We start from the raw sequence: 13,144 nt of genomic DNA, 5'->3' as shown, positions 1-13,144 counted from the left end.
CCCCCTCTCCCCAACCTCTCTCCCGCGAGGGGCTAGGGGCTTGTCCGGCGCCGTACCCGAACACGTCTGCTTGGCTCCCCTCTCTCCTCGCGGGAGAGGGGCTGGGGGAGAGGGGATTAAGCCCAGTGGTGTGACGCGTTGACCACATCCAGTAGTTCGCGCAGGCGGCCCTGGTCACGGCCGTTGAAGGCGAACGCCAGGTGCGTCAGGCCTGAAAGCTCGCCGCTTTCCTCGCTAGGGTGCTGTTCGAAGCCACCCCTCAGGCACAGGCTGGCGAACTCGCGGTGGAGCGTGGCCAGCGCCGTTTCGTTGAGGCGGTGGCGCAAGCGGATCACAAAGCGCCCCTGCTGCCAGCGACTGGAGTGGTAGTTGGCGTAGAAGCCGGTGATTTCCGCCAGCGCCGCCTGCGGGCTGGTGACCTGGCGCATCAGGCGTAGATCAGCGGGCAGGATATAGCGATTGTCGCGTAGCTGACGTTCGAGGAACCCCAGTAGATCGCTCCAGTAGGTGCCGCCGGGCGCGTCGATCAGTACCACCGGCACCAGCGGACTCTTGCCGGTCTGGATCAATGTCAGGACTTCGAGGGTTTCGTCGAGGGTGCCGAAGCCGCCGGGGAAGAGCACCAGGGCGGCAGCCTCCTTGACGAAGAACAGCTTGCGCACGAAGAAGAAGTGGAACGACAACAGGTGATCACTGCCGTCGACCGTGGCGTTGGCGTGCTGCTCGAAGGGCAGGGTGATATTGAAACCCAGGCTGTGCTCGCGGCCGGCCCCCAGGTGCGCCGCCGACATGATGCCGCCACCGGCGCCGGTGATCACCATCAGGTCGTTGTCGGCCAGGCATTCGCCGAGCTGCCGCGCCATTTCGTAGAGCGGGTCTTCCACCGGCGTACGCGCCGAGCCGAACACCGTCACCTTGTGCCGTCCGGCGAAGCGCTGCAGGCGCGCGAAGGCGTTCCCCATCTCGCGTAGCGTCTGCAGCACGATCTTCGCTTCCCAGCGACTGCGGTCGGCGCGGGCCAGGCGCAGCAACGTCGTCAGCATCTCGCGATAGAGCTCCCGGTTCGGACTGTGCGCCGGCAGCATGCGTGTCGCCAGTGTCTCCAGGTCTTCGAGTTCCGAGGCTGCGGGGTCCGGCTGCGCGTCGTAAGGCATCGTTTGCTCCTGTGCGGTGGGAGGTTCATGCTACCGCGATCGCTGTCGCGCAGGCATTTTGCGCGTCGGTGCTGTACGGCGCTGCCCGTGCGACTTGATGCATATCAGGCCATCGAAAGGGGCGCCGACTAGAATTGTCGCACCCTGCCGAGGAGCCCTCCCTGATGAATATGCAGACCCTGCCGAGCCAGGACGAACTCGCCGAACACGCCCGCCGCGAACCCGAGTTCGCGCACTGGCGCGCAGGACTCGGTCCCGTGCGGCATGGCGAGCAGACCAGCGCCGCGGTCTACCGCATGGCTCAGCAACTGGTCCAGGCCGGCCTGCAGCCGGACCTGGCGAACGTCTACCGGCTGTTCGCCGCCCTCGACCGCCTGAGCGTCGCGGCGCTGCGCCTGGTGGTTCACATGACCTACGCCAGGCGCCTTGCCAGCGATGGCGCCCCACTCGCCGCCGACGACTTCAAGGCGCATCCCGAGGGCCATACCGGTGGTGCGTTGAACATGGTGCCGGGCTATGCCGGCTACCTTGGACTCAATGCCCTGACCGGGCGTACCCGCGGCTGGTTGATGGGCCAGGGACATTGCGTGGCGGCCATCGAGGCGCTCAACCTGCTGGTGGGCAACCAGCATCCGGAGCAGGCCGAGCGCTACACCTTCGACGAGGCCGGGATGAACCGCCTGGTCTCCGATTTCTACAGCTACGCCCAGGCGCCGGACGGGCGTCCCGGTGTGCCGCTGGGTAGTCACGTCAACCCGCACACCGCGGGCGGTCTGGCCGAAGGTGGCTACCTGGGCTTCGCCGAGCTGCAGTACGCGCACCTGCCGCTGCCCGGCGAGACGCTGGTGGCGTTTCTTTCCGACGGCGCCGCCGAGGAACAGCGTGGCAGCGACTGGGTGCCGCGCTGGTGGCGCGACGAGGACTGCGGCACCGCCCTGCCGCTGATGATCGCCAACGGCCGGCGCATCGAGCAACGCACCGAGCTGGGAACCCTGGCCGGGCTCGATGGCTTCTGTCAGCACTTGCGCCATTGCGGTTTCGATCCGTTGCGCTTCGATGGCCGCGACCCGGCGGCGTTCGTCTGCGCCCTGTGGGAGATGGAGCAGCGCCTGGAGCATCGCCGTCGGGAGAAGGCCAGCGGCTTGCTCGACTACCCCTTGCCGATGCCCTATGGCATCGCCGAGACGCAGAAGGGCTACGGCTTCTACGGCGCCGGCAGCAATGCGGCGCACAACCTGCCGCTGCCCGGTAATCCCCATGAAGATGCCGCGGCGCGGGAGCTGTTCAATGCCGAGGTGGCGCCGCTGTTCGTGGCGCCCGAGGTGCTTGCCGAGGCACGCGAACTGTTCATCGCCAGCCAGGCGGGGCGGCCTCTTGAGCGGGACAATCCCCTGGCCGTGCGGTGCCCGCCGGCTCCGCAGATGCCGAGGCTCGACTATCAGGAGGAAGCGTGCTCGCCGATGGTCGCGCTGGATCGCTTCTTCGTCGAACTGGTGAAGGCCAACCCCGGATTGCGTCCGCGGGTCGGCAACCCCGACGAGCTGGCCTCCAATCACCTGGGCGGCGTGCTTGGCGCGTTGCGTCATCGGGTGCTGGAGCCGGAGGGCGAACGCGAATCGCAGCAGGGCGCGGTCATCACGGCGCTCAACGAGGAGACGGTGGTTTCCGCGTGCCTGGGTAACCAGGCGGGTCTCAACCTGGTCGCCAGCTACGAAGCCTTCTGTCCGAAGATGCTCGGCGCGGTGCGTCAGGCATTGATCTTCGCGCGCCAGCAGAAGGAGGTGGGTCGGCCCGCCGGCTGGCTCGGCTGGCCGCTGGTGGCGACCTCGCACACCTGGGAGAACGGCAAGAACCAGCAGTCGCACCAGGACACCACCTTCTGTGAGGCACTGCTCGGCGAGATGAGCGACGTCAGTCGGGTGCTGTTCCCCGCCGATCACAACAGCCTGCTGGCGCTGCTGCCTTCGATCTATTCCGCGCGTGGGCAGATCGCCTGCCTAGTGGTGCCCAAGCGCGAGCGGCCCTGCCACTTCGACGCCGAGCAGGCACGCCGGCTGGCCGAGGAGGGCGCCTTGGTGGTCGAGGAGCACCCGGGGCACGACCCGCTGCTGCTGATCGCCAACGGCAGCTATCAGCTCGCTGAAATGCTGCTCGCCGGTCAGCGCTTGCGTGAGGCGGGCTATCCGTATCGGCTCGTCTACCTGCAGGAGCCCGGTCGCTTCCGTGCGCCGAGGGACAACTGGGAAGTCGCGGTAGTGGCCGACCAGGCATTGCGCCAGCACCTGTTCCCGGACAGCCACGAGCGGCGAGTGCTGCTGACCCATATGCGCCCCGAGGTGCTGCGTGGGCACCTATGGCCGCTGCTGCCCGATGCCCGGCAGAGCTCGGTGCTCGGCTATCGCAACCGTGGCGGCACCTTCGACGAAGCGGGGATGCAGTTTGCCAACCGCGCTACCTGGGCCAACGTGCTGGCGGCCTGTTCGCGGCTGTTGGAGATTCCGCGGACCGCCTTGCTGACCCCCGCCGAAGCTGCTGCGGTGGCCGGGCGTGGCGATCCTCAGGTCTTGCGTGAACCGCTGCTATGCAGCGAGTCCTGAGCCTCAGAGCCCGCAGTCGGCCGCAGTGAAACGCTCGGAGGTGATCGGGCGCTTGGTCTGGTACTCGCGGAATTCGTAGCGCAGTTGCGCCCCGGCCGCGAGTAACTGGCGATAGCCGGCGTTGTGACAGACGCTGGCGCCCAGTTGCTGGCGCATCTGGTCCGGGTTCGCGCGCATCTGCGCGGCATGCTGCGGGCGCACGCTCAGGTGATTGGTGAGCACGGCGCCGTCGCTGGTGTAACCCTCGTCGAGGATGTCTTCGTTGATCGCCCGTGGCGTGCCGATGCTGCTCTGTCGCGCGACCTCGGTGAGCCTCTGCTCCAGTTCGTGAGCCTTCAAGGAGGCGGCCTGGGAGGCGAGGGGCAGGCTCAGGCAGAGGGCTAGCAGAATGCGACGGGACATGCAGATGGGCTCCGGAAGTCTGGATGGGTGGCTGTTGGACCGGGTCTGGGGCAGCGCGTTCGCTAAACCAGAATTGTTACCTTAGACCACGGTGCGGGCGGGCGGCAGCGGTGGGGTGGCCTCACGCCAGCACGAAAGTTGGGGGAAATAACGCGCGCAGAGATGGTCTCATCTCCAGGACCGGTCGTACCGGCCGTCGGCGGCGAGGAACTCGCGAAGCGAGGCTCGCATGCCGCACAAGGAACCGCCTGGAGCGATAACAATGACAACAATGCCCCCTCGCCGGCCCCTGGCCGTGCTCGCGCTCGGCGTCTGCCTGCCCGTTTCACTGGCACAGGCGTCCGGCTACCACTTCGGCTCGCAATCCGTTTCCGCGCAAGGCACCGCCCATGCCAACGGTATCGAAGCCGCCGATCCATCGACCATCTTCTCCAACCCTGCGGGCCTCACACGCTTGCCGGGCACCCAGTTGAGCAGCGGTCTGACCGTGGTCATCCCCGATGGCGAGTACCACGACCAGGGCAGCGTGGACGTCTTCGGCAACCCGGTGTCCGGTGATGCCGGCTCCTTCCTGCCGGATGCCGCGGCGGCGCCGAGCCTGTATCTCTCGCACCAGATCAACGACCAGTTGACCTTCGGCCTGGGGATCTTCGTGCCCTTCGGCGCCAAGCTGAACTACAAGAACGACTGGGCCGGGCGTTACGGCATCCAGTCGGCGAACCTCGAGACGATCAACATCAACCCGAACATCGCCTGGAAGATCAACGAGCACCACAGCGTCGCGTTCGGCGTCTCGGCGCAGTACATCAAGTCGATCCAGCGCAGCGCGGCGGATGTGAAGGGCGCCTCGCGGCAGTTGGCCGGACAGTTCGTCGACCAGAACTACGACAATACGCGCCTGGCAGCCACCGCTCCGGGGCTGGTGGAGTTGATCTACGGTGTGCCGGTGCCCGAGCAGATCACCGATTGCGGTGGGGTCGCCGACCGCGATGGCTTCGTCGACTGCGTGGCGGAAAACTTCGCCGACAACGTCGAGGGCGACGGCTATTTCCGGGTGAAGGGGGACGACTGGGGATTCGGCTGGAACATCGCCTACATGTGGGAACCGACCGAAAACACCCGCTTCGGTGTGTCCTATCGTTCGCACATCAAGCACACCATGAAAGGCGAAACCAAGTGGAGCTTCGATGACGTGCAGGGCACGGTGCCGAGTCCTGACATCGACCTGGGCAGCGGCCCGCTCCCCGATGGCGATGCCATCGACCAGCTGTTCGATCCGGACAACTGGGTCAACCCCGGACAGTTCGCGTACGACCGCTTGCACCCGCGCCACGCGGATGCGAGTACTTCCATCGATACGCCGGAGTCCCTGTCGTTCAGCGCGTTCCATCAACTCAACGAACGCATTGCGCTGATGGCCGATCTCACCTTCACCGGTCACTCGCGGCTGGACGAAGTGCGCATCAAGATCGATCCAGTGAACGGCTACCCGTACTTCAACGATGTCAACGAGGGGGACGTCAACGTCGCCCAGGACTGGAAGGACACCTACAAGCTTTCCCTGGGCATGAACTACCGCTACAGCAAGGATCTGCTGTTGCGCACCGGGGTCGCTTACGACAAGTCGCCGGTCGCCAGTACCTCACTGCGCCACCCGGCGTTTCCCGATGCCGACCGCTACTGGCTGTCGTTTGGCGCCAACTATCAGCTGACGCCGCAGACCTCGGTGGACCTGGCCTACAGTTTCGTCAAGTTCGACTCCGGGAAGATGGAGTACAGCGATAGCTGCTCGCCCGCTGGCTGGGTGCCGGGCAGCGGCGGGCCTTACGTGGATAGCGGCGTGCGCTGCACCGGCAACGGCGGCACCTACAAGGGCGAATACCAGACGCGCATCCATTTCCTGGGCCTGTCGCTCAACCACCGCTTCTGAGATCAGGGCCTGGTCCCGTTGAAACGGGACCAGGCCCTAGGGGCGGTTGACGTTTCGTTCGCAGCCGTGAGCGAAGCGTCAACACCCCTGAGGTCTGCTAGAGTGGCGCCCCATTTTTCCGCGAGCGCGCCATGCCCCACGCCGTCGCCCATCTGCGTGAAGCGCGCCTGGCGCGCAGCCTCAAACCGTTCGTCGCACGCGGCTCGCGCGCCGTGCGCTGCCCGCGTTGCCGGATACCGGAAAGCCACTGCCTGTGCCCCTGGTTGCCGACGGTGCAGACCCGCGCCGGCATGTGCCTGCTGATGCACGACGTGGAACCGCTCAAACCGACCAATACCGGTTGGCTGATCGCCGATCTGGTGCAGGACAGCCATGCCTTCGGCTGGTCGCGGACCGCCGTCGATCCGGCGCTTCCGGCGTTGCTCGCCGAGCCGTCGCGGCAGCCGTTTCTGGTCTTCCCTGGCGAGTATGCGGCGCCCGGGCGCCAGGTGGTCGAGCAGGTGAACTGCGAGCCCGGTCGCGAGCCGCTGTTCGTGCTGCTCGATGCGACCTGGACCGAAGCGCGCAAGATGTTCCGCAAGAGTCCCTACCTGGATCATCTGCCGGTGCTCAGCCTGCGTCCGGAGCAGCTCTCGCGCTATCGCCTGCGGCGCTCCAAGCGCGATGACCACCTGTGCACCGCCGAGGTGGCGGCGCTGTGTCTGGAACTGGCGGGCGAGAGCCAGGCGTCGTTGCTGCTAGACGACTGGCTGGACGCCTTCACCCAGCATTACCTGTGTGCCAAACGGCGCATTCCGCTGGATCTGCTGGATGAGCTGCACCAGCGTCTGCGCGCCACCCGCGGCGATGACGCGGTTCGCGACTGACACCGGAGCCCGTGCGTCGTGACCTCAGTGCGGCGCGGTTTCCAGCGGCGGCGGTCGGCGCGGCCAGAGCTGCGCTACCAGCATGCCGGCGAGCATCAGCGCGCAACCCAGGTAGCCGCGGGCATGCAGGCTCTCACCCAGCAGCAGAGCGCCGAACAGTGCGGCGAACACGGCTTCCAGGGAAAAGATCACCGCCGCGTGGGAGGCGATGGCATCGCGTTGCGCAACGACCTGCAGGGTGTAGGCGAAACCGACGGAGAACACGCCGCCGTAAAGCAATGCGGGCGCGGCCTGCAGGATCGCGGACCATTGGATGGGCTCGAAGGCCAGCGCCAGGATCAGGCTGATCACCGAGCAGACCGCGAACTGCAGCAGCGATAGCAGCAGCGCGTCGTGACGGCTGGCGAGCAGGCCCACCAGCAGCACGTGGCCACCCCAGGCGAAGGCGCCGGCCAGCTGCAACCAGTCGCCGGAGGCGACCTGGAAGTTCTCTCCGATACTGAGCAGCGCCATGCCAATCACCGCCAGCCAGGCACCCAGCCAGGTGCCGCCGCCAGTGCGCTGGCCGAACAGCATGCCCAGCAGCGGCACGATGATCACGTAGAGACCGGTGATGAAGCCGGAATTGGTGACGCTGGTGAACAGCAGGCCGACCTGCTGCAGGTTGATGCCCAGCGAAAGCACCACGCCCAGCGCGCAGCCGCCGAGGAGGATGGGGCGCTCCAGTCTCACGGGCTTCGCACGACGACGCAGCAACACCAGCGGCAGCAGGGTCAGCGCGCCGAGGGCGAAGCGCAGGCCGGAATAGAGGAAGGGGCCGACGTGATCCATGCCCAGGGTCTGGGCCACGAAGGTCGATCCCCAGATGGCCGCGACCAGCAACATCAGCAGGTCGGCGCGCAAGGCAGAGCGGTGCATGGAGACTCCAGCGGCGAAAAGGCGCAGACTTTGCCGTATATCGCTGCGCTTGACCACCCTGACGACGCTGGGCATGCTTTGCGCCGCTGGAAGGCCCATAAGAAGAATGGACAATATCTCGATGGCCGCATACGAAATCCTCATCGCCGACGATCACCCGTTGTTTCGCAGTGCTCTGCAACAGGCGCTGACCTTGGGCTTGGGCGGCGATGTACGCCTGTTCGAGGCGGCCAGCATTGCTGAGCTGGAGAGCCGCCTGGCGGAGAAGAACGACTGGGATCTGGTCCTGCTCGACCTGAACATGCCGGGCGCCTACGGCTTCTCCGGCCTGGTGCTGTTGCGCGGGCAGTATCCGCAGGTTCCGGTGGTGATGATCTCGGCCCAGGAAGAGCCCAGCGTGATGGCTCGGGCACGGGACTTCGGCGCCAGCGGCTTCATTCCCAAGTCGAGCCCGCTGGAAGTGATCCAGCAAGCCGTACGCGCGGTGCTCGAAGGGGAAAACTGGTGGCCTGGCGAAACCGCCAGCGCCCCGCCGTTGCCCGCCGAGGCGCGTGCCGCCGGCGAAGGCCTGGCGAGCCTGACGCCGCAACAGTTCCGGGTGCTGACGATGGTCTGCGAAGGCCTGCTGAACAAGCAGATCGCCTATGAGCTGAGTGTGTCCGAGGCCACGGTGAAGGCCCACGTCACCGCCATCTTCCGCAAGCTCGGCGTGCGCACCCGCACCCAGGCGGCGCTGCTGCTGCAGCAGATGGAATCGATTCCTTCCTGAGGTCTCTGATGGGTATCGCTACGCTCAACCCATCCTACGGCTCTGCGTGGCCCAACCGCGTCTTACGGGGCCGTAGGATGGGTCGGGCCGCGTAGGTATAGCGCAGCGATACCCATCGACTCACTTCACGCCACCGGTGGCAGCTCGATCTCGTCGCTACGCCGGGCGCCGGCGGTCAATGCCCGGCAATGGATGAGAAACTCCCGCGCCGCCGGCGACTGGTACTTCTGCCGGTGCCAGATGAAATAGAACTGCCGGCGCAGATCCAGCTCCGGCGTGCGGATCTCCACCAGGCTGCCGCGGCGCAACGCATCGCGAAGCGCCAAGCGCGAGATGCAGCCGATCCCGAGCCCCGATTCCACGGCGCGCTTGATCGCTTCGGTGTGTTCCAGTTCCAGGCGGATGTTCAACGGGCGGACATGGTGACGCATCGCCTGGTCGAAGGTCTGTCGGGTGCCCGAGCCCTGTTCACGGAGAATCCACGCCTCCCGCGCCAATGCCGCGAGGTCCGCTTCCCCCTTGCGGGCGAGTGGGTGGCTGGGCGCGCAGAACACCGCCAGTTCATCCTCCACCCAGGGTTGCACCGCTACATTGGGGTGCTGGCAGTCGCCTTCGATCAGACCCAGATCAAGTTCATAGCGGGCGATTCGTTGCACGATAGCGGCCGTGTTGTTCACCTGCAGGCGCACCTGGCACTCCGGATGACGCTGCATGAACTGGCCGATCAACAAGGTCGCCAGGTAGTTGCCGACGGTCAGCGTGGCGCCGACCTCCAGGGAGCCGAAGCCGCTACGGCCCTGCAGCAGGTCCTCGATGGCCCCGGCCTGCACCAGCAGCGCGGCACTTTGGGGAAGCAGTTGTCGGCCGAGTGCATTGAGCGAAAGACGCTTGCCGGCTCGGTCGAAAAGCACGCAGCCGCTCTGCCGCTCCAATTCCGCCAGCGCAGTACTGGCCGCGGATTGCGACAGGTTGAGCGACTGCGCCGCGCGCGAGACGTTGCCGTGGGTGGCCACGGCGACGAAGACTTCGAGTTGTCTGAGGGTAAATCGCATATCTATATAACCGATATGTCATATCTTGATAATTCGTTTAACTAATATTGTGGCCGCGACTAGAATGGCGCGCAATCACGCCCCGGCGGCAGTCATACCTTCGAGAGGAAAACGATGAGCAACCTGAACGTCGAGCGCGTTCTCAGTGTTCACCACTGGAACGATACGCTGTTCAGCTTCAAGACCACCCGCAACCCGGGGTTGCGTTTCGAGAACGGCCAGTTCGTCATGATCGGCCTGGAAACCGAAGGTGGCCGCCCGCTGATGCGTGCCTACTCCATTGCCAGCCCGAACTGGGAAGAGCACCTGGAGTTCTTCAGCATCAAGGTTCCGGACGGTCCGCTGACCTCGCGCCTGCAGCATCTCAAGGAAGGCGACGAGATCATGGTCAGCCGCAAGCCCACCGGCACGCTGATCCTCTCCGACCTGCTGCCTGGCAAGCACCTCTACCTGCTCTCCACCGGCACCGGTCTTGCGCCCTTCATGAGCGTGATCCAGGACCCCGAGACCTACGAGCGTTTCGAGAAGGTCGTGCTGATCCATGGCGTACGCTACGTCAGCGAAGTGGCCTACCACGAGTTCATCACCCAGACGCTGCCGCAGAACGAGTTCTTCGGCGACGCGGTGAAGGAAAAGCTCATCTACTACCCCACCGTCACCCGTGAGCCCTACTACAACCAGGGCCGCCTGACCGACCTGATGCGCAGCGGCAAGCTGTTCGAGGACATCGGCCTGCCGCCGATCAATCCGCAGGACGACCGCGCGATGATCTGTGGCAGCCCGAGCATGCTCGACGAGACCAGCCAGGTGCTCGACAGCTTCGGCCTGAAGATCTCCCCGCGCATGGGCGACGCCGGCGACTACCTGATCGAGCGCGCCTTCGTCGAGAAGTAAGCGCCTCGCGCAGCAAAAAGCCCCGCTTCGGCAGCAAGCCGAGGCGGGGCTTTTTCGTTCTCCGCGAAATGACCCTTACAGCGGCAGGCCGGCCTGACTACGGTAGCGGTTGCGCACTGGGTTGGCGTACTGCAGCACCAGGTACGGACGATGTTCGGGTGGGCAGGCCTCCAGGCGCTGCTGCCACTGTTGACGCGCGCCGGCGATGTCCTCGGCGTCGAACAACGTCTCGATGGCCGGTACCTGCAGCGCCTCGTCGCGCCCGTCCCACATGGCGTAGGCCAGGTGATGCACCGGGAACAGCCGGTAGCCCTGCAGGATACGTCGGTCGATGGCCTGGGCCAGTTGCTTGGCGTCCGGGTAACGCTCCTCGATGGGGGCGTTGAACTCGATGTGTACGCGACCCTTGTAGCCGGTGATGCCCAGGGCGATGCTCTGGTCATCCTCGCCGGGGGCCTTGGTGTAGCCACCGGTGGTGGCGCGGGTATACAGCTCGCGGGCCTTGGCCTGGTCGCAGGGGTCGTACTCGTAGCTGATCGACACCGGCACCAGATGCAGGCTGGCGATCACCTCGTCGAACGGCTCGTCCTTGCGCGCCATGTGGAACATCTTGAGGATCGCCGAATCGGTACGGTCGTCACCGTCCTTGGCGCGTCCCTCGGCCTGGGCGATCCACACCGACTCGCGGTCGTTGCGGATCGAGTGGTTGATGTAGGCGGAAAGCGTCTGGTACGCGGTGAGCTTCTCGCGGCGGCCGCTGAGCGAGCGGTGCACGATGAAACTCTTGTTCAGGCGCATCAGGTCGCCGACGAAGGGCCGCTGCAGCAGGTTGTCGCCAATGGCGATGCGCGGGGTCGGCAGGCCGGCGTGGTAGACCGCATAGTTGACGAACGCCGGGTCCATGACGATGTCCCGGTGGTTGGCCAGCAACAGGTAGGCCCCCCCTTTTTCGAGACGCTTCACGCCGCCGTAGCTGACGCCGTCGGTGGCTTGCTCGATGGCATGGTCGACGTAGGTCTCGACGCGATCCTGCAGCCGCTGCACGGAGTCGATTCCGGCGAACTCGGCGCGCAGGCGATGGCTCACCAGGGGGCGCAGCAGCCAGCCCAGCGGCCCCTGCAGACGGGGAAAGCGGTAACGCAACAGGATGTCGAGGAGTTCGCGGTCTCGGGAGAGACGTTCCACGACAGCGGGGACTTCGGCATCGTTATAAGGTCGGATGGCTTCGAAAGCGTCCATCGGTATCTCTTGCGGTGGCCGCGGTGCGGCTACGACAGTGGGGTTGAAAGCTGTGGCGGCGATCAGGCAGTCGATCACCGGCATGCAGCGGCGGGCCAGCGGACTCGCACCCTGGCTTCGGGCCGGCGATTATACCCGTATTGGCGTGGAGGGCTTCTAGATGCTGGAAATCGAGGACTACGACTGCCCCTATTGCGGCGAGCCGGTCCAGGCCGTGCTCGATCTTTCCGCAGGCGACCAGCAGTATATCGAGGATTGCCCGGTGTGCTGCCGACCGATTCTCTTCGATCTGCGCAGCGATGGCGAGCAGTGGACCCTGGACGTGCGGCGGGAGGACGACTGATGCAGCGGATCTACGAGCCCCGCGACCTGATCGAGGCGCAGATGCTGATCGACATGCTCGCCAGCGAGGGTATCGAGGCACACCTGCTCGGCGGGCATCTGCTCGGTGCGTTGGGCGAATTGCCGATCGGCGGCTTGCTGGCGCTGACGGTGGAGAATCCCGAAGCCGAGCGCGCGCGACAATTGATCGCGGAGTACAACCACGCGGCGCCCCTGCCCGGCGAGGAGCCGGAAGACTTCTCCGGCGACCTGATCTGCTAGCATGCCGGCCTCGTTTTTCTGAAGGCATCGCGCATGTCCGGACGCCTCGCCCTGTTTCGCTGGAATCGCACGCTCAGCGACCTGCCCGGTTTTCCCGGCGACCTTGCGCCGCACTGGAACCAGTCGCCCGGCAACCGCCTGCTGATGTTGCGCCAGGTGAATGGCGAGTTACGAGCCGACCTCGCACGCTGGGGGCTGACGCCGGCGTGGCTCAAGGATCTCTCGCGCACCCCGGCGCATGCGCGCAGCGAAACGCTGGCGGAACAGCCGATGTTCCGCGAGGCCTTCGCCCAGCGCCGCTGTCTGGTGCCGGTCAATGGTTTCTACGAGTGGCGCGGGGTGCGCAAACGCCCGTTCTGGCTGGCCGCCGAGCAGGGGCTGCTGCATCTTGCCGGGCTCTGGGAAGCCTACCCGGTGGAGGGGCAGACCTGGCTCAGCCTGGCGCTGGTGACCCGCGCCGCCGCCAACCTGCGCCGCCCTGTGGCGCTGGACGAGGCGGGGCAAGCGCTCTGGTTGGCCGCGGACGCGCCCGCCGAGCGTTTGCGCCTGTTGTTGCTGAAACCCTCGGCCCCCCTGCGCGAGCGGCCATTGGCGACGCTGGTGAATGATCCACGGCTGGACGATCCCTCCTGCCTGACGCCTGCCTGACGCCGGCCTGATATCCGCGCAGTTGCCGCCGGCCGTGTCGCGGCCTAGCATACGTGCCGGTTCGATAGGGAG

General features: G+C 66.0%; 13 protein-coding genes. 8 read left to right on the top strand and 5 right to left on the bottom strand.

What is annotated here, in order from left to right; all coding sequences use genetic code 11:
- Positions 1-116: 116 nt before the first annotated feature.
- The gene (locus ACYRGX_RS19795) at positions 117-1,154 is read right to left on the bottom strand and encodes an LOG family protein (RefSeq protein WP_473054135.1); all 1,038 of its coding nucleotides are present in this window, start codon (positions 1,152-1,154) and stop codon (positions 117-119) included.
- 170 nt (positions 1,155-1,324) lie between these two features.
- Between ACYRGX_RS19795 and ACYRGX_RS19790 the strand changes: the two genes are divergently transcribed.
- A complete protein-coding gene (locus ACYRGX_RS19790; RefSeq protein WP_473056736.1) occupies positions 1,325-3,751 on the top strand; it encodes a phosphoketolase family protein in 2,427 nt (808 codons plus the stop codon).
- A 3-nt stretch (positions 3,752-3,754) separates the two neighbouring features.
- Here the strand turns inward: ACYRGX_RS19790 and ACYRGX_RS19785 are convergent, their stop codons facing one another.
- Positions 3,755-4,153, bottom strand: coding sequence for a PA3611 family quorum-sensing-regulated virulence factor (locus ACYRGX_RS19785; protein ID WP_473054134.1), 399 nt, complete (start codon positions 4,151-4,153; stop codon positions 3,755-3,757).
- Positions 4,154-4,415: 262 nt separating this feature from the next.
- Between ACYRGX_RS19785 and ACYRGX_RS19780 the strand changes: the two genes are divergently transcribed.
- Positions 4,416-6,083: an OmpP1/FadL family transporter gene (locus tag ACYRGX_RS19780; protein WP_473054133.1), complete on the top strand. Its 1,668-nt coding sequence runs from the start codon at positions 4,416-4,418 to the stop codon at positions 6,081-6,083.
- 131 nt (positions 6,084-6,214) lie between these two features.
- Complete coding sequence (locus tag ACYRGX_RS19775) at positions 6,215-6,949, top strand: tRNA-uridine aminocarboxypropyltransferase (RefSeq protein WP_473054132.1); 735 nt, start codon at positions 6,215-6,217, stop codon at positions 6,947-6,949.
- A 24-nt stretch (positions 6,950-6,973) separates the two neighbouring features.
- Here the strand turns inward: ACYRGX_RS19775 and ACYRGX_RS19770 are convergent, their stop codons facing one another.
- Positions 6,974-7,867, bottom strand: a complete 894-nt coding sequence (locus tag ACYRGX_RS19770; RefSeq protein ID WP_473054131.1) for a DMT family transporter — start codon at positions 7,865-7,867, stop codon at positions 6,974-6,976.
- A gap of 121 nt (positions 7,868-7,988) precedes the next feature.
- On the opposite strand from ACYRGX_RS19770, the gene erdR reads away from it, so the two are divergent.
- On the top strand, positions 7,989-8,636 hold the full coding sequence (gene erdR / locus ACYRGX_RS19765) for a response regulator transcription factor ErdR (protein ID WP_473054130.1): 648 nt from the start codon (positions 7,989-7,991) through the stop codon (positions 8,634-8,636).
- A 125-nt stretch (positions 8,637-8,761) separates the two neighbouring features.
- On the opposite strand, the gene ACYRGX_RS19760 is transcribed toward erdR, so the two are convergent.
- Positions 8,762-9,688 (bottom strand): LysR family transcriptional regulator, encoded by a 927-nt coding sequence (locus ACYRGX_RS19760; RefSeq protein WP_473054129.1) that lies wholly within the window; start codon positions 9,686-9,688, stop codon positions 8,762-8,764.
- 114 nt (positions 9,689-9,802) lie between these two features.
- Between ACYRGX_RS19760 and fpr the strand changes: the two genes are divergently transcribed.
- Positions 9,803-10,582: a ferredoxin-NADP reductase gene (fpr, locus tag ACYRGX_RS19755; protein WP_473054128.1), complete on the top strand. Its 780-nt coding sequence runs from the start codon at positions 9,803-9,805 to the stop codon at positions 10,580-10,582.
- Positions 10,583-10,657: 75 nt separating this feature from the next.
- Here the strand turns inward: fpr and ACYRGX_RS19750 are convergent, their stop codons facing one another.
- A complete protein-coding gene (locus ACYRGX_RS19750) occupies positions 10,658-11,821 on the bottom strand; it encodes a 1-acyl-sn-glycerol-3-phosphate acyltransferase (RefSeq protein ID WP_473054127.1) in 1,164 nt (387 codons plus the stop codon).
- 160 nt (positions 11,822-11,981) lie between these two features.
- Here ACYRGX_RS19750 and ACYRGX_RS19745 point away from each other — a divergent pair, with 160 nt between their 5' ends.
- The 3 genes from ACYRGX_RS19745 to ACYRGX_RS19735 are packed head-to-tail and all read left to right on the top strand — an operon-like array spanning position 11,982 to position 13,072.
- On the top strand, positions 11,982-12,164 hold the full coding sequence (locus ACYRGX_RS19745) for a CPXCG motif-containing cysteine-rich protein (RefSeq protein WP_473054126.1): 183 nt from the start codon (positions 11,982-11,984) through the stop codon (positions 12,162-12,164).
- Positions 12,164-12,424 carry a putative signal transducing protein gene (locus ACYRGX_RS19740; RefSeq protein ID WP_473054125.1) on the top strand — a complete coding sequence of 87 codons (261 nt, stop codon included), beginning with the start codon at positions 12,164-12,166 and terminating at the stop codon, positions 12,422-12,424. Before ACYRGX_RS19745 ends, ACYRGX_RS19740 begins: the two co-directional genes overlap by 1 nt.
- A 33-nt stretch (positions 12,425-12,457) precedes the next feature.
- Positions 12,458-13,072, top strand: coding sequence for an SOS response-associated peptidase (locus tag ACYRGX_RS19735; protein ID WP_473054124.1), 615 nt, complete (start codon positions 12,458-12,460; stop codon positions 13,070-13,072).
- Positions 13,073-13,144: the final 72 nt, after the last annotated feature.

It is taken from the genome of Pseudomonas sp. R4-15 (assembly GCF_055768815.1).
This window is presented reverse-complemented; position numbering and strand designations above follow the sequence as displayed.

What these genes read in the sequence shown, in the direction of transcription:
- ACYRGX_RS19795 (WP_473054135.1), bottom strand. Translation starts at nt 1,154, where the DNA reads ATGCCTTACGACGCGCAGCCGGACCCCGCAGCCTCGGAACTCGAAGAC.
- ACYRGX_RS19790 (WP_473056736.1), top strand. Translation starts at nt 1,325, where the DNA reads ATGCAGACCCTGCCGAGCCAGGACGAACTCGCCGAACACGCCCGCCGC.
- ACYRGX_RS19785 (WP_473054134.1), bottom strand. Translation starts at nt 4,153, where the DNA reads ATGTCCCGTCGCATTCTGCTAGCCCTCTGCCTGAGCCTGCCCCTCGCC.
- ACYRGX_RS19780 (WP_473054133.1), top strand. Translation starts at nt 4,416, where the DNA reads ATGACAACAATGCCCCCTCGCCGGCCCCTGGCCGTGCTCGCGCTCGGC.
- ACYRGX_RS19775 (WP_473054132.1), top strand. Translation starts at nt 6,215, where the DNA reads ATGCCCCACGCCGTCGCCCATCTGCGTGAAGCGCGCCTGGCGCGCAGC.
- ACYRGX_RS19770 (WP_473054131.1), bottom strand. Translation starts at nt 7,867, where the DNA reads ATGCACCGCTCTGCCTTGCGCGCCGACCTGCTGATGTTGCTGGTCGCG.
- erdR (WP_473054130.1), top strand. Translation starts at nt 7,989, where the DNA reads ATGGCCGCATACGAAATCCTCATCGCCGACGATCACCCGTTGTTTCGC.
- ACYRGX_RS19760 (WP_473054129.1), bottom strand. Translation starts at nt 9,688, where the DNA reads ATGCGATTTACCCTCAGACAACTCGAAGTCTTCGTCGCCGTGGCCACC.
- fpr (WP_473054128.1), top strand. Translation starts at nt 9,803, where the DNA reads ATGAGCAACCTGAACGTCGAGCGCGTTCTCAGTGTTCACCACTGGAAC.
- ACYRGX_RS19750 (WP_473054127.1), bottom strand. Translation starts at nt 11,821, where the DNA reads ATGGACGCTTTCGAAGCCATCCGACCTTATAACGATGCCGAAGTCCCC.
- ACYRGX_RS19745 (WP_473054126.1), top strand. Translation starts at nt 11,982, where the DNA reads ATGCTGGAAATCGAGGACTACGACTGCCCCTATTGCGGCGAGCCGGTC.
- ACYRGX_RS19740 (WP_473054125.1), top strand. Translation starts at nt 12,164, where the DNA reads ATGCAGCGGATCTACGAGCCCCGCGACCTGATCGAGGCGCAGATGCTG.
- ACYRGX_RS19735 (WP_473054124.1), top strand. Translation starts at nt 12,458, where the DNA reads ATGTCCGGACGCCTCGCCCTGTTTCGCTGGAATCGCACGCTCAGCGAC.